The organism is Mesorhizobium sp. L-8-3, from assembly GCF_016756615.1.
Taxonomy (GTDB): Bacteria; Pseudomonadota; Alphaproteobacteria; order Rhizobiales; family Rhizobiaceae.
On record NZ_AP023262.1, the window covers coordinates 7,977,008 to 7,997,617 of the forward strand.

At 67.0% G+C, this 20,610-nt stretch carries 10 protein-coding genes; 6 read left to right on the top strand and 4 right to left on the bottom strand.

The window, feature by feature from the left end:
• Positions 1 to 19: 19 nt before the first annotated feature.
• Positions 20 to 205: a hypothetical protein gene (locus tag JN302_RS36675; RefSeq protein WP_202309200.1), complete on the top strand. Its 186-nt coding sequence runs from the start codon at positions 20 to 22 to the stop codon at positions 203 to 205.
• A 43-nt stretch (positions 206 to 248) separates the two neighbouring features.
• Here JN302_RS36675 and JN302_RS36680 read toward each other — a convergent pair whose 3' ends face one another.
• The 3 genes from JN302_RS36680 to JN302_RS36690 all read right to left on the bottom strand — a co-directional run bounded on the left by JN302_RS36680 (position 249) and on the right by JN302_RS36690 (position 3,648).
• Positions 249 to 2,006 carry a metallophosphoesterase family protein gene (locus tag JN302_RS36680; protein WP_202330857.1) on the bottom strand — a complete coding sequence of 586 codons (1,758 nt, stop codon included), beginning with the start codon at positions 2,004 to 2,006 and terminating at the stop codon, positions 249 to 251.
• Positions 2,007 to 2,144: 138 nt separating this feature from the next.
• Entirely contained in the window at positions 2,145 to 2,576 is a 432-nt protein-coding gene (locus JN302_RS36685) for an MliC family protein (RefSeq protein ID WP_202330858.1), read from the bottom strand.
• A gap of 28 nt (positions 2,577 to 2,604) precedes the next feature.
• A complete protein-coding gene (locus JN302_RS36690; protein WP_202330859.1) occupies positions 2,605 to 3,648 on the bottom strand; it encodes an AI-2E family transporter in 1,044 nt (347 codons plus the stop codon).
• 431 nt (positions 3,649 to 4,079) lie between these two features.
• Here JN302_RS36690 and JN302_RS36695 point away from each other — a divergent pair, with 431 nt between their 5' ends.
• Positions 4,080 to 5,309, top strand: a complete 1,230-nt coding sequence (locus JN302_RS36695) for a TolC family protein (protein ID WP_202330860.1) — start codon at positions 4,080 to 4,082, stop codon at positions 5,307 to 5,309.
• A gap of 15 nt (positions 5,310 to 5,324) precedes the next feature.
• Here JN302_RS36695 and JN302_RS36700 read toward each other — a convergent pair whose 3' ends face one another.
• Complete coding sequence (locus tag JN302_RS36700; RefSeq protein ID WP_202330861.1) at positions 5,325 to 11,744, bottom strand: type I polyketide synthase; 6,420 nt, start codon at positions 11,742 to 11,744, stop codon at positions 5,325 to 5,327.
• A 317-nt stretch (positions 11,745 to 12,061) separates the two neighbouring features.
• On the opposite strand from JN302_RS36700, the gene JN302_RS36705 reads away from it, so the two are divergent.
• Genes JN302_RS36705 through JN302_RS36720 form a run of 4 tightly spaced genes read left to right on the top strand, consistent with a single transcriptional unit; the run spans position 12,062 to position 20,106 of the window.
• Positions 12,062 to 16,687, top strand: coding sequence for a MupA/Atu3671 family FMN-dependent luciferase-like monooxygenase (locus JN302_RS36705; protein ID WP_202334570.1), 4,626 nt, complete (start codon positions 12,062 to 12,064; stop codon positions 16,685 to 16,687).
• Positions 16,684 to 17,745 (top strand): 4'-phosphopantetheinyl transferase family protein, encoded by a 1,062-nt coding sequence (locus JN302_RS36710; RefSeq protein WP_202330862.1) that lies wholly within the window; start codon positions 16,684 to 16,686, stop codon positions 17,743 to 17,745. The genes JN302_RS36705 and JN302_RS36710 overlap by 4 nt, the downstream gene beginning before the upstream one ends.
• Positions 17,746 to 17,753: 8 nt before the next feature.
• Complete coding sequence (locus JN302_RS36715) at positions 17,754 to 19,019, top strand: glycosyltransferase (protein ID WP_202330863.1); 1,266 nt, start codon at positions 17,754 to 17,756, stop codon at positions 19,017 to 19,019.
• Positions 19,012 to 20,106 carry a hypothetical protein gene (locus JN302_RS36720; RefSeq protein ID WP_202330864.1) on the top strand — a complete coding sequence of 365 codons (1,095 nt, stop codon included), beginning with the start codon at positions 19,012 to 19,014 and terminating at the stop codon, positions 20,104 to 20,106. The genes JN302_RS36715 and JN302_RS36720 overlap by 8 nt, the downstream gene beginning before the upstream one ends.
• The last annotated feature ends 504 nt before the right edge of the window (positions 20,107 to 20,610 follow it).

Sequence of the window (20,610 nt, forward strand, 5' to 3'; positions counted from 1 at the left end):
TTGAGCGCACTGAACCGGAATGCCTATCACCGGAATGCGCGGGACCTTCGAAGTGGACGGGCCCGACGGCGAGATGCTCAGCCTCGCCGAACTCGCCGCCTTCGCCGCGACGAGCGACGACAGTCCACAGGCGATCCTCGACTGGGCGCGTGCGCCCGGCTCCATATTGCCCGATGATTTCTCGCTGCTGCGGGTGAGCTTCTGACGGGCGCCCTTGCCGGCACGAGGGGCCAGCGGTCGCGACGTCCTCACCCATCCTTCCGGCCATCCGAGGGGCTCCCGCCGAGCACGATCCGTTCCGGGGCCAGAAGCCGGAGGCGCCGGTCTGCCCCGATCGCCAGCGTATGGACGTGGAAGCAGGTCGGCTGGTCGTCCGTCGCCTCCATCACCGGGGACGGCGCCGACACGATCAGCAGCCCCTCGCATCGGCCGATCCAGTCGACATGCCTGTGGCCGTGCATGAGAACGGCGCGTCCCGCCAGAGGCTTCAGCCTGCGAATGAACCAGTTGCCGTTGATGAGTGCGGTGCCGATGCGCTCGGAGAAGGCCTTCACGGGGCGCGGATATTCCACGACGTGGTGATGCAGCGCGATCAGCCAGCAGGCTTCGGGATAGCGGCGGCTCATGGTGTCGATGCCCTTGACCTCCTCGGCCGATATCACGCCCAGTGCATTGGTGAAGGAGAAATGCGTGTCCGTATTGGAGTTCAGAAGGATGATGCCGAGCCCGTCTTCCTCCCGTGGCGGCAGCACCATGGGAAAGACTGAGGCCCAGAGTTCATCGAACCGCCTGAACAGGCGTGGCTTCGCGACGTCGGCGAACCGCCGCAGCGCGGCGGCGTGAGGCTCGACGGCCTCGGCGAGCGTCGGCCCGAGCGACGACGCCGGCCTGTCCACCACGCGCACACGGTCTCCCTGCAGGGCCGCCATCGCAGAGAGCGCCCGCAACTGCCGCAGCTTGATGTTCGGGCTCATCGGCAGGTCCATGCGCGCCGGGTTCGCGCGATCGACGATGTTGAGATCATGATTGCCGGGAATGATCAGCACCCTGTCGGCAAGCGACGGATGAGCGGCCAGCACCTCGAAGAACTCGGCCCATTCCGCCGATCGGCCGGCGTCAGTAATGTCTCCCGAGATCAGGATCGCATCGAGCCGAAGGTCTTCGTCGATCGACTGCAGTCGCGCGAATGCCTGTTTCAGCCGATCGTTGCCGCGCGGTCCCGACCGGCCGCTTTCGATGCGGAAGCCGAAACGCTCGCCGACAACATGGATGTCCGACAGATGGGCGATGCGCCAGCGCCGATCGCCGTCGCGCGGCTCGTCGAAGGCGTCGAGATCACGCGGCTGATCCATTGTCGTGTCGGTGGCGGCCCAGACCAGGGCGCCGGCGGCAAGATAGGCGGCGACGAGCGTGATGCTGTTGGCGAGCGTTGCGACCGCCAGCCGATCCAGTGACCGGATCTCGCCGAGGTCGCTGTAGAGACGGGTACCCGGCCAGGCAGCGATGGCGACCAGTATGGCAATCGTGCAGATCACCAGGCCCGCCACGGCCGCCGCTGCCGAACGCAACGCCGAGCGTTGCCCGGCCGTTGCCGTCGCGGGCAGGAAACGCTCCGCCACATGGCGCAGCCCCTCCCGGCAGGCGCCATAGCCTGGCTCCACCACGATCGAGGTGAGCGACCAGAAGCTGCTTTCGGCAAGCCGTATCAACTGGCGCCCGCCATACCAGCCTATGGCAACGATGGCAGCAAGGATCAGGACCGACCAGAAGCCGATCGTCGGCGAGAAGACCCTGTCCGTCAGGGCACGGAACCATGCCGTAGCTGCGATCGGGGCAAAACCGAGAAGCAGGCCAGGCACCACGAGAAGGACCAGCCAGGCCAAGGCGAGCTTCAGCAGGCTGATCTCGACCAGCATGCTGCCGGCAAGCGACAGCATGGATCGCTGCCTGGTGCTCGAGGCGTCGTCCTCGACATCACCCCGACGCGGATCGATGATCGGTCCCACCCCTGCCTCCTAAGCAGCCTTGCACGGCTTCGCACGCTTCACCGGCCTCGCCTCCTCTCTCGCCCAGGTCTCTGCCGGAGACCGTGGGACACCTTGGCGACACCTGCCTGGCCCGCCCCGCTGCTGATGACACCTCTCCTACTGCCTGACCCTGCAATTCTCGATCGGTGTGGGCTCGGGTGCGGTATGGTCCATCAGCATCTCGCTCATGGTCGCCTCGCCGCCCTTGCTCCACCACTGCAGGCCCTTGTCGGGCGTGAGACCCTGCTCCGTCGCGAAGCGCGCTCCTGAAGCCGAGCGTACATTATGCATCTCGAAGGTCCGTCCCTTGTACTCCAGCGTCGCGACGGCTGCGTCGGCATTGGTGTTGTCGTAGCGGACATAGACCGTGTTGCCGCTGTCGCACACATAGGTCGCCGCAATGATCTTGTCGGGTATTGCCGGCGTGCCCGGCTCGTCAGCCACGGCCATCCCGGCAAATCCTGCCAGGGCGATCGCCAGGGCAAAGCGCATTGCGCGGTTCGAAATCAACTGACAGGCCATCTCGGTTCCTTTCCGCTGATCGACCATTTGCGTTTCCCGCGCCTCGCCGTTCCCTTCAGGCCGAAGGCTCGTCGGGGTCGCCCTTGCCGCCCGCCAGCAGAACCGCGATCCACCGGCTCGAAGGATCGAGCGCGCAATAGACGATGAAGACGATCAGGATCGGAACCCCGATGAAGGCGCCCGAAAGGCCCCACATGAAGCTCCAGAAGAAAACGGCGAAGATGACGGCGAAAGGGGAGATGGCGAGCGATGCCCCTGTCAGCAACGGCTCGAGGTAGCTGCCGATGACGAACTGGATAAGGTTGAGGCTGATGAACACGATGACGGCCATCTGCCAGGATTCGAACTGCGCAATGGCGAACAAGGTGGGAAAGACGGTTGCGATCAGCGGCCCGAGAAAGGGAATGTAGTTGAGCGCGAAGGCGATGGCGCCCCAGGCCGCAGCCAGTTCGAGCCCTGCCGCGAGCGCGAAGGCCCACACGACGAGGCCGGTGAGGACGCTCGCCAGGCTGCGCACCGCCATGAAACGGCGCAGCTTGTCGCCGATCTCGCGGTTGGCCGCAAGGACCTTCTCGCCGAAGGGCTGGACCGCGGGCGAACGGAGCCTCCGGCCGAAATCCTCGACCTCGAGCAGCCCGAGCATGACGAAGATGAAGACGAGAACGGCAAAACCGGCGACGCTGTTCAGCCGTCCCGCCACGCCTTGCGTGAAACCCACAAGCCAGGTCACGTCGAAACGATCGGCGAGCGGCCCGGCAATGGCGATGCCACGCTCGTCGAGCCAGTTCGTCCAGTCGACATAGATCGCCTGGAAACGCCCGGCATTGGCGAAAAGCCATTGGCCGAGCCGGCCGAACCCCCAGAACACGGCGGAGCCGACGACAACCACCACGACGATGGTCACCATCAGCGTTATCAGCAGCGCGAGGAGCTTCGGCATCCGCCGCTGCAGCGCGGCCTGAAGCGGCCACACCAGCGCAATGACGAAAATCGAGAAGGTGAACGGGACAAGAATGGATTGCGCGAAATAGAGCAGCGCGAGAACGAGGATGCCCGTCGCAATCGGACTGATCGAACGGCTGGCGCCGAACCTTTCCATGTTGTGTCCAACACCTCTCGATCGATGCGACGATCAATGACTATCAGCGGCAGCCGCCACGCTCAACGGCAACGCCCTTGATATCATCGACCGTTGGCACCAGGCGAGCCGCGCCCGCAACCCAACGTCGCGGCTTAACATTCCATTTACCCTGTTTGTTTACCAATCGGCCTCATTGAGAAGCGGTCACATCGGCGGGTCGCGGTCCGGCCAGGTGAACAGGGCGCTCAGCGATGGAAGGCGATGGTGTGACCAGACTGCGCGCAACAGGCACCTTTGCCGCCCTTGCAGTCGTCGGCCTGACGATTGCCGGCTGTGCCAACGGCTCGTTGCGGCACACCGCCAATCATGAATCCTGCGCCGTTGGACCCCAGGCATCGGAAACGCCGCCCACAACCATTGGATGCGCACCCCCGCCGCCTGAGCGCCTCATGACCAGTTCGGGAAGCGATGCGTTCAGCAGCGTCGGCAATGCTCCCGAGATCCTTGCAGCCGAAGCGCGGAGCAGCGCCGCCGGTGAAGAGGTCAACAAGGCTCTGGCCGGCAAGCTGCCGAGCGTCGGATTGCTCGCCACGGCCGGCGGAGGAACAGAGATAAACGATGTCGACGAGGGCCGCCGAACCGGAGGCACCTATTCCTATGCGCTCGGCCTCGATATCCCGCTCTATCAGGGCGGCCGGGCCGATGCGGCGATCAGCGCCGCGCGCGCCGACCACAGGGCATCGGCCGAAGCCGCCAAGGACCGCCGCGTCGCGACCGCCTATGAACTGGCGCTCGCGCTCGCCAGGATCAGCCAGCAGCGCGAAGCCATCGCCATCCTCGACCGGCAGCAGCGGACATTGCACCGGCTCGCGGGCGAGGTGAAGGCCGAAATCAAGGGAGGCGCCACCAGCCGCGTCGACGTCGACGACGTCAACCGCCAGCTCGCCCATATCGCGGTCGCGCGCGAGGAAGTGCAGCTTGCCGTGACGGACGCCGAGTACACGACCCGGCGGCTGGGTATCTCAGCGGACGCGAAGCTCCCCGACACGGCTGGCCTTGGCCTGCCCGATACCGAACAGGAGCTGGTGGCTCTGGCAATGCGCGAAAACCCGCGCGTCAAGGAACGGATGGCGAGAGTGGAAGGTGCGGAGGCCCGCGTCACCCAGGCCAAGGGCGAGATGCTTCCAACCGTCTCGGCCGGCGTCCGGCTGACCGGCGAGCAGGGTTTGCTGGCCGATGTCGACGATTCCCACCAGGGCGTCGCCGAGGTGCGTTTCTCCCTGCCAATCTACACCGGAGGTTCACGCTCCGCGACGATCCGGCAGCGCGCCGACGAGAAACTGTCGGCGCTGCTGGAGCGCGATGCCGCCGTCGAAGGCGTCGTTGCCGCGGTCCGCTCGGCCATCGACCGCCGCAACAAGGCCCGGCGCATGCTGACGCTCGCCGAGGTCGAGAAGCGCAGCGCCGCCACCATGCTCGAAGGGCTGCGCGCCGAGCGCAAGGTCGGCGAGCGCTCGACATTCGACGAGATCCGCGCCATCGAGAATTTCGCCAACGCCGAGCTCAACCTCACCCAGGCACGCTACCAGTTGAGGGCAGCCGACTATACGCTGGCTGCCGAAACAGGGCAGATGGACCGGCTGGTCAGCTCAATGCCGGTTGCCGAACCGGTCAAGTAGAGCGGCTGCCGCACCCTATTCGGCAGCAATCCTGAAGCCGTCCGCGGGGCGCGCCAGCGCCGCCGAGAGCCGGGGGCGCAGCCTGTCGACAAGCACACGCACGTAAGGCTCCAGCACCATGCTGTCGTGGTCGCCGGCGATCTCCTGCACTTCAAGCTGGCCGACATAGGGTGTCCAGCCATTGTCGTCCATCGCGGCGTTGCGACCCTCCTGCAGGCGGCGCCCGCCGCTCAGCGTGTAGAGGATGTTGAGTTTTGGCCGCAGCAGCAGCACCTTGCCAGGACAGGCTTTGAGGTCGTATCGAGCCAACGCGCGCCGGAACGCAGCCTCGATCTTCTGGTTCTGGAACTGCTTGCCGGAGTTCTCGGTCTCGGCAGCCTCGCGCTTCTGCCGCTTTTCCGCTTCCCAAAGCGCGCGGTCGGCGAGCCAACCGGTGACGAAGGACAGCTTCAGGCGCCTGATGTCCTGCAACTTCATCTGCAGCCGGTCATAGACGCTGAGGGCGGGCTGGAAGGGCAGCGGCGTGTCGAGCATGACGACGAGCGCGACCTCCTCGCCATCGGCACGGAGTTGCTGGGCCATCTCATAGGCGGCGATGCCGCCGCCGGAGAACCCGCCGAGCAGATAGGGCCCGTGCGGCTGCACGGTGCGGATCTCGGCGATGTAGTCGCGCGCCATCTCCTCGAAGGTCTCGTGCGGCTCCTGCTCGCCATAGAGGCCGCGTGCCTGCAATCCGTAGACCGGGCGATCGGCGCCGACCTGCAAGGCGAGCTGCCTGAGATTGAGCACGTTGCCGAACATGCCCGAGCAGACGAAGAACGGCGTTTCGGACGGGTTGCGTCCGGCGCTCATGGCGACGAGATGCACCGGCTTCGGCTTGTCCGGCTGGGTGGCGTCGCCGGCCTCGCCGTCGACGGCCGGCCCGGCACGATCGCCGATCAGGGCAGCACAGGCCGCGATGGTCGGCGCTTCGAAGAGCACGGAGATCGGCAGATCGACCGAGAACTCCTTCTTGATCATGCGGAAAAGCCGCACGGCGATCAGCGAATGGCCGCCGATGTCGAAGAAGCTGTCGTCGACGCCGATCTTCTCGACACCCAGCAGCTCGCTCCAGAACCTGGCCAGCGTGCGCTCGGTCTCGTTGCGCGGCGCGACATAGTCGCTGTCGAGATCGGGACGTTCGAACTGCTCGCCTTCGGCCTTGCCGGGCGCGGCCGGCTGCGCCGCCCGCTTGCGCAGGACTTCGAGGTCCATGGAGCTGATGATCGGCTCGGGCTCGCCGGTCGCCAGAGCGCGCATCAGGGCTTCGAACCCTTCGCCCGGAAGGATGCCCTGGCTTACCTGGGCGGCAAGCTGGAGAGCCGCCGGCGACGGCAACCCGTCGGCCTCGGCCGGCCGCGCCGCGGCTTTCGGCTTGCGCGGCGAGACCAGCCCGAGATCGTCGTCGAGGCGACGCATCACGAAACGTTCGATCTCGACCACGACCTTGCCCACGGCATCGGTGATCGTGATGTCGAAGGCCATGTAGCCCGCGCCGTAGCCGATGTCGCGACTGAGCCGCGCCCAGCTCACGATGCCATGCGGCAGCCGACCGCGGACGGCGATCCGCCCGTAGGACATCGGCGCCCACAACACGGCCCCGTCATAGCCCGGGTCGAGTTTGAGGGCGAAACCCGTCGCGATGTCGAGAAGCGCGGGATGGATCAGGGCGTCGTCGCCGTCATAGGCTTCGGCAAGCTGAAGCTCGGCGACCGCTTCGCCCTGCCCCAAGGCCGTGGATTTCAGCACCTGCCAGCGCGGTCCGAAACGCACATGGCCGTCCTGCACGGAACGCAGGGCAGCGGTTCCCGTTGCACGCTCGACCACCGGGCAACGCGCTGCGGTGCCGGCGAGATCGACCTGCCCGGCGACGGCACCCGAGGGACGGAGGAAGCCTTCGGCATAGGTCTCGAAGGAGGTGTCGCCGTCGGCGGAATGGCCGGCCGCTATCTCGATGCGGTGCCCGTCCTTGTCGGGCGTGATGCGAACCCGCAGGCTACGGCTCTCGCCATCCGTCACGACGAGCGGACGCAGGAAGACCAGATCCTCGATCGAAAGGCCGGAGGCGAGGCCGTATTCCGCCATTGCCTGAGCAATGATCTCGACATAGCCGGTGCCAGGAAGGACCGGCTCACCGGAAACCATGCGATGTTCGCCGAGCAGCCAGTGCGCCGCCGGCCCGATCTCGGCCTGCAGCCAGGGCGTGCCCTTGGCATCCTCGACCCAGTCGGTGAAGAACGACCCTTTCGCCGGTTCGGAAGCGGCGGCAGAAAACTTCTCCGGGCGGGCAGTGGCCCGCGCGGCCAGCCCGACCTCGTTCCAGATGCCCCAATGGACGGCGACCGTCTTGCGGCCGGAATCGACCGCACGGCTCTCGGCATAGGCGTTGAGGTAGGCGTTCGCCGCCACATAGTCGACCTGGCCGGCCGGCGCCGTGTCGGTGCTGGTCGAGGAGAACAGCACGACGAGATCGAGGGGAATGTCGCGGAACACACGGTCGATGACGGCAGTCCCGTGCAGCTTCGGCGTCAGCACGGCTTCGATGCCGGCGACGGTCTTCATCGGCAATAGGTCGTCGTCCACGACACCGGCGGCATGGATGATGCCGTTGATCGTGCCGAACTCGGCCTGCGCGGCGGCTGCGATCGCCGCCATCTCTTCCGGATTGCCGACATCGGCCGCCCGATAGACGATCCTGCGGCCCTCGCCCTCCAGCGCCGCGATCTGCTCCATCGCGCGGCGGACCCTGTCGCGGCGCGCATGCGAACGGATGTAGAGCGGCCAGTCCTGGCGCGGCGGAAGCGCTGTCCGCCCGACCAGCATCAGCTTGGCGTCGAAGCGCTCGCACAGCTCCTTGGATATCACGAGCGCCAGGTCTCCCAGCCCGCCCGTGATGATATAGACGCCCTCCTGGCGAAAGCCGGCAGCCGCGTCGACGGCGGGCGCCAGCGGCAGCTTCTGATAGCTGCGCGCCCAGCGGCGGCCGTTGCGATAGGCCACGACCTCCGAGCCCGGCGCGGCGAAAAGATCGTCGCGGAGCTGCGCGTGCTGAGCCTTCACTGCGTCCGATGGTTTTGCACTCCGTGCCTCATGCACCGGCGGCAGATCGATCAGCCGCACGTCGACCCCTGATATCTCCTTGGGGATCACGAGCCCCGGCCCGAGGATCGTCGCCTTTTCCGGATAAGGCAGCGGCTCGTCGCCGACGCGCTGCATGCCGTTAGTCACGACGGTCAGTTGCACGCTCTCGCCGGTTTCGGCATCGCCGAGCGCCTGGGCGAGATGGACAAGGCTGTAGAAACCCTGTTCCTGGTTCTGGTTGAAAAAACTCGATCCCGGGCGATGGTCCTCGCCCGCGGTGACCAGCCACAGATGCAGGATGCGCGACGGCAGCGGGCCATCGGCTGCGATGCCGGAAAGCAGCGCGTCATAGCCGGCGCGCCCGTCTTCCGGACACAGGCTGTAGGCCTCGTCCGAGCGCCTTGCAAAAGTGTCGCCGACCTCCACCGTGCAGACGCGATGGCCGTCCGCCCTGAGGCTCTCGACCAGCGGCGCGCCGAAGCCGGCACGATCGAGGAAGATCAGGAACGACACCGGCGTCTTGTCGGCATCGATCGCGACATCAGGGACCGATAACCGCCATGTCGGCCGGTAGCCCCAGTCGGCGATATCGGGCAGCTTGCGCGGCGCATCCTCCGACGGCTCGCGGGAAGCGGCCAGGCTGCGTTCGATGAAATAGCGCTGATGCTGGAAAGGATAGGTCGGAAGCGACACGCGCCGCGCTCCGCTTCCTTCCCACAGACCGGCGAGCGGGACGTCGAGGCCGGTCGCCCAGGCGCGGCCGAGCGCGGCCGTGAGGTGGACGGCGTCATCCGTGTCGTCCTCGGCATGCGGCAGGCTGTTGATCACATGGTTGGCGCCGATGCCGGGCTGGAGTTTCACCAGCGAGGAAAGCGCCCGGCCCGGCCCGACCTCGATGAAGATGCGGCCGGGCTCGCCCGCGAGCAGGGCGACACCCTTTCCGAACTGCACGGTCGAGCGCAAATGGCGCACCCAGTAGTGCGGATCGCGTGCTTCAGCATCGGAGAGCCAGGAGCCGCTGAGATTGGAGACGATCGGGATCGACGGCGCATTGAGGCGGATGCCGCGCAGGAACGCCTCGAACCGACCGAGGATGGGCTCCAGCATGCGCGAATGCGCGGCGATGTCGATGGCGATTCGGGAAGCGTCCACGCCGCGCGCCTGCAGGTCGAGCCGGAAGCGCTCGAGATCCCCGTCGCGGCCGGAGACGACGCAGAGGTCCGGCGCATTGACGGAAGCAAGGTCGAGCTCATCAGGCAGGATCTCGGCGACCGCGCCGGCCGACAGCGGAACACTCAGCATGCCGCCGGCTTCGACGGTGTCGAACAGCTCGCCGCGCAGCCGCACGAGATTGACCGCGTCGCGCAGGCTCAAGACCCCAGCGATGCAGGCGGCCGCGTTCTCGCCCATCGAATGGCCGATCAGCGCCGCCGGCCTGACGCCCCTGGCCATCCACCAGCGGGCGACCGCCACCTCGACGATCAGGATCGCCGGGAGTTGGACGGACGGTTTGAGGAAGGCCGTCTCGGCCTCACCGCGCTCGACGCCGCGATCGAGCCAGACGCGGCGGATCTCCGCCGCCACCGCCCCATCGAGATAGGAGAGACCCTCGTCAATGACAGCGCGGAAACCGTCGTCGGTCTTGTAGAGGGCATGCGCCATGCCGACATGCTGCGCGCCGCCGCCCGGAAACAGGAACACCGCGCCGCCGGCATTCTCGATCGCCGCATGGGTGTAGGCGCGCTTGCTTTCCGGATTGGTCAGCACGGCGATGGCGTCCTCGCGCCCCCGCGCGGCAACCACGCGGCGATGCTCGAAATGCTTGCGCCCGGCATGGAGCGTATAGGCCGCGTCGGTCATCGAGAGTTCAGGATGGTCCGCAAGCGCCTCGCCGAGCTGCGCTGTCGCGCGATCAAGTGCCTTGCGGTGCTTGGCCGAGAACAGGAAAAGCTGCGGGGCCGCCTCCGAGTTTGCTCCAGCCCCCGTCACGATCGCCGGCGCCTGCTCGACGATGGCATGCGCGTTGGTGCCGCCGACGCCGAGCGAGTTGACCGCGGCGCGGCGCGGACCCGGCACCTGCGGCCACCGGCTCAGGCGGTCATTGACCACGAAGGGGCTGCGATCGAAGGCGATCGCAGGGTTCGGTTTTTCGAAGCCGAGGGTGGGCGGAACCTCGCCATGTTTGACGATCAGGGTGGCCTTGATGAGGCTGACGACGCCGGCGGCCGTGTCGAGATGGCCGATATTCGATTTCACCGAACCGACGCGGCAGAAGCCTGTCCGGCTGGTGCTCTGGCGGAAAGCCTGGGTCAGCGCCTCGATCTCGATCGGGTCGCCGAGATAGGTCCCGGTGCCGTGGCACTCGACATAGTGGATCGTGTCGGCCTCGACGCCGGCGAGGCCCTGCGCCTCGATGATCGCCTCGGCCTGGCCGGTGACGCTCGGCGCGAGATAGCCGGCCTTGCTGGCGCCATCATTGTTGACGGCGGTGCCTTTGATGACGGCATGCACGATGTCGCCGTCGGCGATCGCGTCCGACAGCCGGCGCAGCACCACCACGCCGACGCCGCTGCCGAAGACGGTGCCGGCCGCGCGATGGTCGAAGGCCCGGCAATGGCCGTCCGGCGACAGGATCTCGCCCTCCTGGAAGGTGTAGCCGCGCCGGTGCGGCAGTTCGATGGTCACGCCGCCGGCGATCGCCGTCTCGCATTCTCCGGCGAGCAGGCTCTGACAGGCGGTGTGCACCGCCACCAGCGACGTCGAGCACGCCGTCTGCACATTGACGCTGGGGCCGCGCAGGTCGAAGGCGAAGGAGACGCGGGTGGCGAGGAAGTCCTTGTCGTTGCCGGTATGGCGCAGCAGGAACATGCCCACCTGGTCGACGAGTTGCTTGTTGCTGCAGACGTTGAAGTAGAAATAGCTGCCCATGCCGCAGCCGGCGAAGACGCCGACCGGACCGGCGCTGGAATCGGGCGTGCGGCCGGCATCTTCAAATGCCTCCCAGGCGCATTCAAGGAACTGCCTGTGCTGGGGATCCATGATCGCGGCCTCCTTCGGGCTCAGCCCGAAGAAATCGGCATCGAACATCTCCATATCAGGCAGGTCGGCGGTGCGGCGCACATAGTTCGGGTGGTGGATGCGGCTGGCCGATTCTCCGGCAGCCAGGAGCTCCTCCTCGGAGACGTCATGGATCGATTCCACGCCGTTGCGCAGATTGTCCCAGAACGCGCCGACGCTGGTGGCGCCCGGCACCCGCAGCGCCATGCCCACGATCGCGATATCGTTCGGTGATAGCTGATCGGGTTCGTCGATCATCAGCCTGCCCCGCTTTGTCGTCCCTTTGTCCGGCCTGGCCGGATCGGCGCGTAGCGCACGGACCTGCCCCACAGGCCATTTAGCTTGATACGCCGCCTTTGTCTTTCCATCGCCCGGAAAAGTTGAAATCGTCCTTAAGGATCGGCGCTACGCGGCCACATTCGCAAAAACCGTAAGGGCGGCCAGCCACGCTCCGGGCAGCAGGGTTATTAAAAAATTGCGGTACCCGTAGCAATTGTAATCGGAACGAATACGATCATTTACGCAAAGCCGTCTATAAGACGCGCGCAGACAACCCAAAATTGACGGTCATGAATATGGTCCATCGAAACTTCGACTGCGTCCTGGTGGGCGACGAATCGCTGCTGGTGCAATGCGCCGACATCTTGAAGGGCCGCGGCCATCGCATCGCGGCGATCGTGACCGAAAGCGAGGCGAACCGGAGCTACGCAGCCAGGAACGGCCTGCGCGTGACCGGCTGGGGCGACAGCCTGGAAGCCCAGCTCGAAGGGATCGACTTTGACTGGCTGTTCAGCGCCGCAAATCTGCGCATGATCCCCGAGGCCGTGTGGCGCAAGGCACGGTCCGGTGCGGCGAATTTCCACGATGGGCCGCTGCCGCGTTATGCCGGCCTCAACGCGCCGGCTTGGGCGATCCTCGAAGGCGAAACGTCGCACGGCGTGACATGGCACGCGCTGGCCTCCGGCGTCGACGAAGGTGGCATCTATATCCAGCAGAGCATCGACATCGCACCCGACGAGACCGCGCTGATGCTCAACACCAGATGTTTCGAAGCCGGGATCGACACCTTCTCCACTTTGCTCGACGGTATCGAGAACGGTACGCTCGCAGCGCGTCCGCAGGACCTGACGGGCCGCTGCTACTACGCCCGGAAGAAACGCCCGGAGGCAGCCGGGACGCTCGATTTCGAACACCCTGCGCGTGTGCTCGAACGGCTGGTGCGGGGGCTCGACTTCGGCCCCGGCTATGCCAATCCGCTGGTGACGCCGAAGCTCAAGACCGAGAACGGTATCTTTGCAGTGACGAAGCTCGCCTCGACCGGCCAGAGGGCCGGCGCGCCGGCCGGCACCGTCATGTCGGTTTCACCCGAAGGCGCCGTCATCGCGACGGCGGACGATCTCGTCCAGGTCGAGGCGTCGCGCATCGGCGACGGGGCGCCGCTCGCATCGACGCTGGCGCCTCATACGATCCTACCCCGGCTGGATGCCGACTGGTCGCGCCGGCTCGGTGAGGCGGCGACTGATGTCGTCGGTCACGAGGAAACGGCGCGCAAGCTTGTCGCGGCCGCACGCGACGTCGACCTCATCGACGTCAAGCCATGGTCGGCCGGCCAGATCGCCGACACCGCTACGCTTCCCCTCGACCTGAGCTTGCTCGGCCGCGACGGCAAGGTCGCCGCCATTGCTGCCTTTGTCCTGCGCCTGAGCGGCGAGAGCGCGGCATCCCTCGCCTTTGCCGACGAAACGATCAGCGGCCGCGCCGCCGCCTTCCCCTTCTATTTCGCGGACTGGGCCCCCCTGAATGTCGGTGCCGGCGACGATATCTCGGTCGCGGATTTCTCGCGGCACATGGCCGAAACGGTCGCCGCGACCCGGCGGAAGGGCGCACATCTCAGCGACCTCACCAGGCGTCTTCCCGGCCTTGCCGATACCAGGCTGACGATCGGCCTGGTCGAGGGAAGCGAAGCCGCCCGCGCTGCATTGCCGGGCGGCTCTGCACTCGCCTTCGTCCTTGATGCCGGGGGCGACAGGCTGGTCTTCGACCGCAGCCGCATCGGCGAAAGCCAGGCACGCGACATCGCCTCGCGGCTGGCCGTGCTGGCAAAGGCCTTCGCCGCCGGCACCGGCCGCGTCGCCGATTTGCCGCTGATGTCCCCGGACGAAGAAAGCGAAGTCCTCCATGCCTGGAACGACACGGCGCGCGACTATGACCGCGGCGCCACCATGCACAGGCTCATCGAGGATCAGGTCGACCGCACGCCCGACGCGGTTGCCGTGGCGAGCGGCGCGAATGCGCTCACCTATCGCCAGCTCGACGAACAGGCCAACAGGGTCGCGCATGCCTTGCGGGCGCAGGGCGTCGGCCCCGACACGATGGTCGGGCTGCATGTCTCGCGCTCGGTCGAGCTCGTCGTCGGCGCGCTCGCCATCCAGAAGGCCGGCGGCGCCTATGTGCCGCTCGATCCGATGTTCCCGGCCGACCGCCTCGCTTTGATGGTCGAGGACAGCGCGGCGCCCATCGTGCTCACCGAGCGCGCATTGCTCGGATCGCTGCCTGTTCCGGCAGCGAAGCTGATGTGCATCGAGGATATCCTCGATGCCGGCGGCGCCACCGAGCGGCCGGCGAGCGGAGTGAAGCCGGACAATCTCGCTTATGTGATCTACACGTCCGGTTCGACCGGCCGTCCGAAGGGCGTGATGCTCGAGCATCGCAATGTCGCCAACTTCTTCGCCGGCATGGATGAGCGCATTCCGAGGCCGGCGACCGGTCAGCCGGTCTGGCTGGCGGTCACCAGTCTTTCCTTCGACATTTCGGTGCTGGAGCTGTTCTGGACGCTGTCGCGCGGCTTCAAGGTGGTGATCCATTCGAGCGAGGTGCAGGCCCACAAGCCGGGCCGGCGGCTCGGCGGCAGGGATGGGCGCCAGCTCGACTTCGGCCTGTTCTACTGGGGCAATGACGACGGCGCCGGTCCGGCAAAATACCGGCTGCTCCTCGAAGGCGCCAAATTCGCCGACACGCATGGCTTCCAGGCTCTATGGACCCCCGAACGGCATTTCCACGCGTTCGGCGGTCCCTATCCCAATCCTTCCGTCACCGGCGCGGCGGTCGCGGCGGTGACGAAAAACCTGTCGATCCGTGCCGGCAGCTGCGTCCTGCCGCTGCACCATCCGGCGCGCGTGGCCGAGGAATGGGCCGTGCTCGACAATATCAGCAACGGCCGCGTCGGGCTCGCCTTCGCCTCGGGCTGGATGCCGGAAGACTTCGTGCTGCGGCCGGAGAACGCGCCGCCGCACAACAAGGCGGCCATGCTGCGCGACATCGAAACCGTGCGTAGGCTGTGGCGCGGCGAGAAGGTCGCGTTCGACTTCGGCAAGGGCAAGGTCGACGTTGTCACCCAGCCCCGGCCCGTGCAGGCCGAGCTGCCGGTATGGGTGACGACGGCGGGCAATCCGGAGACCTATCGCGAGGCGGCCCGGCTCGGCGCCAATGTGCTCACCCATCTGCTCGGCCAGTCGATCGACGAGTTGGCCGACAAGATCCGCATCTATCGCGCAGCACTCGTCGAGGCCGGCCGCAATCCGGCCGACCACAAGATCACGCTGATGCTGCACACGCTGCTCGGCGCCGACCGCGAGGAAGTGCGTGCCCAGGCGCGCGAGCCGATGAAGGACTATCTGCGCAGCGCCACCGCGCTCATCAAGCAATATGCCTGGGCCTTCCCGGCCTTCAAGAAGCCGCAGGGCATCGCGCAGCCGATGGATATCGACCTGCAGTCGCTCGACGCGGAGGAAATGGATGCCATCCTCGAATTCGCCTTCCTGCGCTATTTCGAAGACAGCGGCCTGTTCGGCACGGTCGACGACGCGCTTCGCCGCATCGAGCAGATCGCGGCGATCGGCGTGGACGAGGTCGCGTGCCTGATCGACTACGGCGTGCCCAGTGACATCGTGCTCGAACGCCTTGTGCCGCTGGCCGAAGTCGTCGCGCGCTCGCGGACGGCTCCCGCCCCGGAGGGCGAAGTGGAAGCCGGCCTCGCGGCGGAGATCGATCGGCACGGCGTGACGCATCTCCAATGCACGCCGTCCATGGCCCGCATGTTCCTCATGAACGAGGACGACCGGCGCGCGCTCGGCGCGGTCCGTCACCTCTTCATCGGCGGCGAGGCCCTGCCGGCCTCGCTGCTGGTCGACCTGCGCAAGGCGACCGCGGCCAGCGTCGAGAATATGTATGGCCCGACCGAGACGACGATCTGGTCTTCGACATTATCGGTCGGAGCGGCCGAAGGCGTCGTTCCGCTGGGGCGGCCGATCGCCAATACGCAGCTCTATGCGCTCGACGCCGCGCGTCGACCGGTGCCTCCAGGCATGCCGGGCGAGCTCTATATCGGCGGCGACGGGGTGGCGCGCGGCTATCACAACCGCCCCGATCTCACGGCCGAACGGTTCCTGCCCAACCCCTTCGCGCCCGGCCGCTTCTACAGGACCGGCGACCTCGTGCGCTTCACGGCCGACGGCACGCTGCAGTTCCTCGGCCGCGCCGATCACCAGGTGAAGGTGCGTGGTTACCGGATCGAACTCGGCGAGATCGAGGAACGCATCGCGGAATTCCCCGGGATCGCCGAGGTCGTGGTCATGGCCCGCGAGGATCGCGCGGACGATGTGCGCCTGGTCGCCTATCTCAGGCTTTCGGGCCAGGGGATCGACGAGGAGGCGCTTCGCCGGAGCCTGGCCAGGACCCTGCCGGACTATATGGTCCCGGCGCATTTCGTGACGCTCGCCGCCTTCCCGCTCACGCCGAACGCCAAGGTCGACCGCAAGGCGCTGCCCAGGCCCGACATGGTCTCGGCGCAGGCGGCCCCCGCCTATGTCGAGCCGACGGACAACGTCCAGCGGGAGATCGCCGAGACCTTCCGGCGCATCCTCGGCGTCGAAAAGGTCGGACTCTCGGACAGCTTCTTCGCGCTCGGCGGCCATTCGCTGCTGGCGGTCCAGGCCCATCGCGAGCTGAAGGCCGGCGTCGCGCCCGACCTGCTCATCACCGACCTCTTCCGCTTCCCCACGGTGAAGGGGCTGGCCGAGCATCTGTCGCATCGCGGCAAGGCCGACGACCGCCTCAGCAAGGTCGCCGACCGCGCCGCCATGCGGCGCGCCGCACTCTCCGACCGCCGCGCCGGCCTGATGGGAGCGCGCAACGCCGGATGATCCTCGCTCTGGCCGGCCTCTTCGACGCCGACATCCGCGTCGCGCAGGGCGATCCGCGCGTCGAGTGGGACGAACTCCTGCCCGGCGAGACGGCTGCGATCGCACGAGCCTCGCCGGCGCGGCGGCGCGAATTCGCGGCGGGGCGGGCGCTCGCGCGCCGGGCTATCGCAGCGCTCGATATGACGGCCGCCGCAATACCCGCGGCCGACGACCGTGCGCCGGTCTGGCCGTCAGGCATCAGGGGCAGCATCAGCCATTGCGCGGACTGGTGCGTGGCCGCCGCGGCGCGCGCCGATGACGGCTATCTCGCCATCGGCGTCGACATCGAGCCGGCCGAGCCGCTCGATGCCGATCTGATCGAGGAGATCTGCACGGCGGAGGAACGCCGCTGGCTGACCGAACAGCCGGTCATGCGCCGCGATCTCCTGGCGCGCATGATCTTCTGCGCCAAGGAATGCGCCTATAAATGCCAGTACCCGTTGTCGGGCGCACTGATCGACTTCCAGGCGATGTCGATCCAGCTCGACGAGATGTCGAGCGGGCTAGTGCAATTCCAGCAAAAGTGCGCAGCGGTTTTGCGTCCGGAATTGCGTAAAAACAAAGAGTTAGAGCATGGCCGCTATTCGGAGAAAAGCGGAAATGCTCTAGAGCAATTCCAGCACGGACGCGCCAAGCGGGATACCCCCCTCTGTCCTGCCGGACATCTCCCCCTCAGGGGGGGAGATTCGCTGTCCTCGTACGGCGGAACCCGGTTCCGCGACGTCGATGATTGGCGGTGTCAGGGCGGCCAGCCAATCTCCCCCCTTGAGGGGGAGATGTCCGGCAGGACAGAGGGGGGTGCCACCGCGCCAACGTCATGCCCACCGAGCATTGCGTCCCGTGCCGTGGCTCCCGAGGAAAACGGAAATGCCGGGGCCGCATCGGCTTTCACAGCCCGCTTCGAAATCGACGCAGCGCCGTTCAGGAAGGGCGACGAGCTCGCCGGACGCATCGCCCTGGAGGGCGGCTACATCGTCGCGGGAATGGCGCTGAAGCGCGAGGCCATGAGCCTGTCATGACATCCGCGATGACAGACGACGTTGCCAACCCGGCCGCCGCTACGGACGGCCGCAACGGCACCCTGCTTCTGGTAACGGCCGTGCGCCTGCGCAACGGCCCGCGCGGCCTGCAGCTCGACGACCAGACCTGCGCCGGTATCAGCCGCTGGGCCGAGCGTTTCGAAAGGGTCGTCTATGCCGGCATCCTGCAGGAGGCCGAGCAGGAGGAATCGACCTCGATCCACTGGATGGACGTCTGCGACCTGCCTAACGCCGACCGCCTTCGTTTCCTCGCTCTGCCCATGGCCTACCGGATCGGCGCCTTCGCCAGGACCTATCGTCCGACGCGCCGGCTTCTCGCCGACGAGATCGGCCGAGCCGATCACCTCTGCTTCACTTTGGGCTATCTCACCGGCGACTGGGCCGCCGTCGCCGCGCTCGAAGCCCGGGCCCAGGGACGGCGTTATGCCGTCTGGTTCGACCGGGTCGAGCATGAGGTGCTGCGCAACGCGCTGCCGACCATGCCGTTCAAGCGCCGGATGAAGGAGAGCCTGACGCTGCCGCTCATGCAGGCTTACCATCGGCGCCTCACGCGACGCGCCACGCTCGCCCTGCTCCAGGGCATGGATACGTTCAACGCCTATTCGGCCTACAGCAGCAATCCCGCCTGCGTCTACGACGTCCACACCAGCGCGGAAGACTTCGCACCGAGCTCCACCATCGAAGCCAAAGTGGCGCGCATCGAAAACGGGGCGCCGCTGCGCATCGCCTATGTCGGCCGCGCGGCCGAGATGAAGGGCCCGTTCGACTGGCTGGACGCGCTTGCCCGGGCGAAGCAACGCGGCGTCGCCTTCGAAGCGCGCTGGCTGGGCGACGGCCCCCTGCTGGACGAAATGAAGCGGCGCGCCGCCGGTCTCGGCATTGCCGACACCGTCGACTTTGCCGGCTTCGTTTCCGATCGCGGCCTCATCCTTTCGGCAATGCGCGAGGCAGACCTCTTCCTGTTCTGCCACAAGACCCCGGAATCGCCCCGCTGCCTGATCGAGGCCCTGGTCTCGGGCTGTCCGATCGTCGGTTATGCCGGCGCCTATCCGCAAGGGCTGATCGCGGCCGACGGCGGCGGCCTGCTCACGGCCATGAACGATGTCGGTGCGCTCGCAGGGTCGATCGCCGGCCTCGACGGCGACCGTCGGCGGCTGGCACAGCTGGTACGGGACGCCGCAAAGGCCGGGCAGCGCTTCGACGAGGAGAAGCTCTATCGCGAGCGCGCCGAACTGATCGCCACTTATGCGTAGCCGGCGGTTCAGGCGCCATGCGGCCCTCATCCTCCTGCCTGTTGCCTTCCTGTTCGCCATGACCGGCGACGCCATCGTGCCCTCCTATGCGCCGCCGCCCCAGGTCGCCGCCGATGCAAGCAGCTTCTTCGTCTCCGGCCACAGTCTCACCGACCGGCCGCTGCCCGACATGCTGGAGGATATGGCCCGCCAGGGCGGCAGGACGCTGTTTTGGCAACGCCAGCATATCGGCGGTTCGTCCATCCGGCAGCGATCCGAGGGAAGCGAGCCTGGCAGGCCCGGCTCCGGCTATGCCGCCGGCACCGACCGGGACGGAAATCCGATCGACGTCCTGGCGGCGTTCGGCGCCGGCTACGACGTTCTGATCATCACCGAATGGCACCGGGTGCTCGACGCGATGCTGCGTGAAGGGACGGCCGGGCAGCTGCGCGATTTCCAGGACAGGTTCATTGCGGCCAATCCGGACGGAGCGAGCTTCTTCTTCGCGCCCTGGACCGACCTGTCCGACCCGGCGGATCCCTCCGACTGGATCGCCTACGAACGTGCCGCATCTCCCATCTGGCAGTGCCTGGTCGAGACTGTGAACAGGAGCCTCGCGCGTGGCTCGCGCGCCGACCGCATCGGCTTCATCCCGGCATCGCTGGCGCTCGCCGAACTCGTGGAGCGGCTGACCTCGGACGGCCTTCCGGGCTTCTCGGGCATGTCCACGCCAGACATCGTCGCCGCTCTCTTCTCCGACCGCGTGCATCTCACCGAGCTCGGCACCTATTTCACGGCCGTCGTCACCTACGCCTCGGTGTTCGGCGAGGAAGCCGCGACGGCCGCGCCGCCCACCACGCTCGATCCCGTGCGGGCCGAAGCACTGCGCGACTTCGCGATCGGTTTCGTGGCGCGCTGGCAAGCGCAAGCGCCGGCGGGCGACTGTGACGGCGTCCCTGTCGGCTTCATCCTCGCCTATACCGGCTACATGGAGCGCACCTATTCCAGACCCGAGATGGGCTATGTCCCGGCGCAGGTAAAGCGGCTGCGCGACACGGCGCGCTTCCTCTGGCGCTTGAGATCGGGCGGCGTTCGTTCGGAGGGCTGAGTTTGCAGGGCCAGCGGCGCCACCTCCTCTTCGTCATCCACGGGCGAGCGCACGCAGCGAAGCGCAGGGCGCGATGACCCGTGGATCCATGCCGTGACCGATCCGAAGGCCGCAGGCGGTCGAGAAAAGGGGATGGCCGGTGGGTCCACCCAGGCCCTTGGGCATTCTGCACCGGAGCAGTCGTCCGCGATGTCACGGCATGGATTCTCGGGTCACCTGCGGCTCGCTGCGCTCGCCTGCGGGCCCGAGAATGACGAAGGTGGAGTGGCACCCTTCCGAGACATTCGCCCCGCCTCGACGCCGACGATTTGCCGGAAGCGCAATCCCCTCTTTCGTCATCCTCGGGCCTAAGCACGCCGCGGAGCGGCGTGCGAAGTGACCCGAGAATCCATGCCGTGACCGATCCGAAGGCCGCAGGCGGTCGAGAAAAAGGCGATGGCTCGTGGGTCCACCCAGGCCTTTGGGCATTTTGCACCGGAGCAGTCGTCCGCGACGGCACGGCAC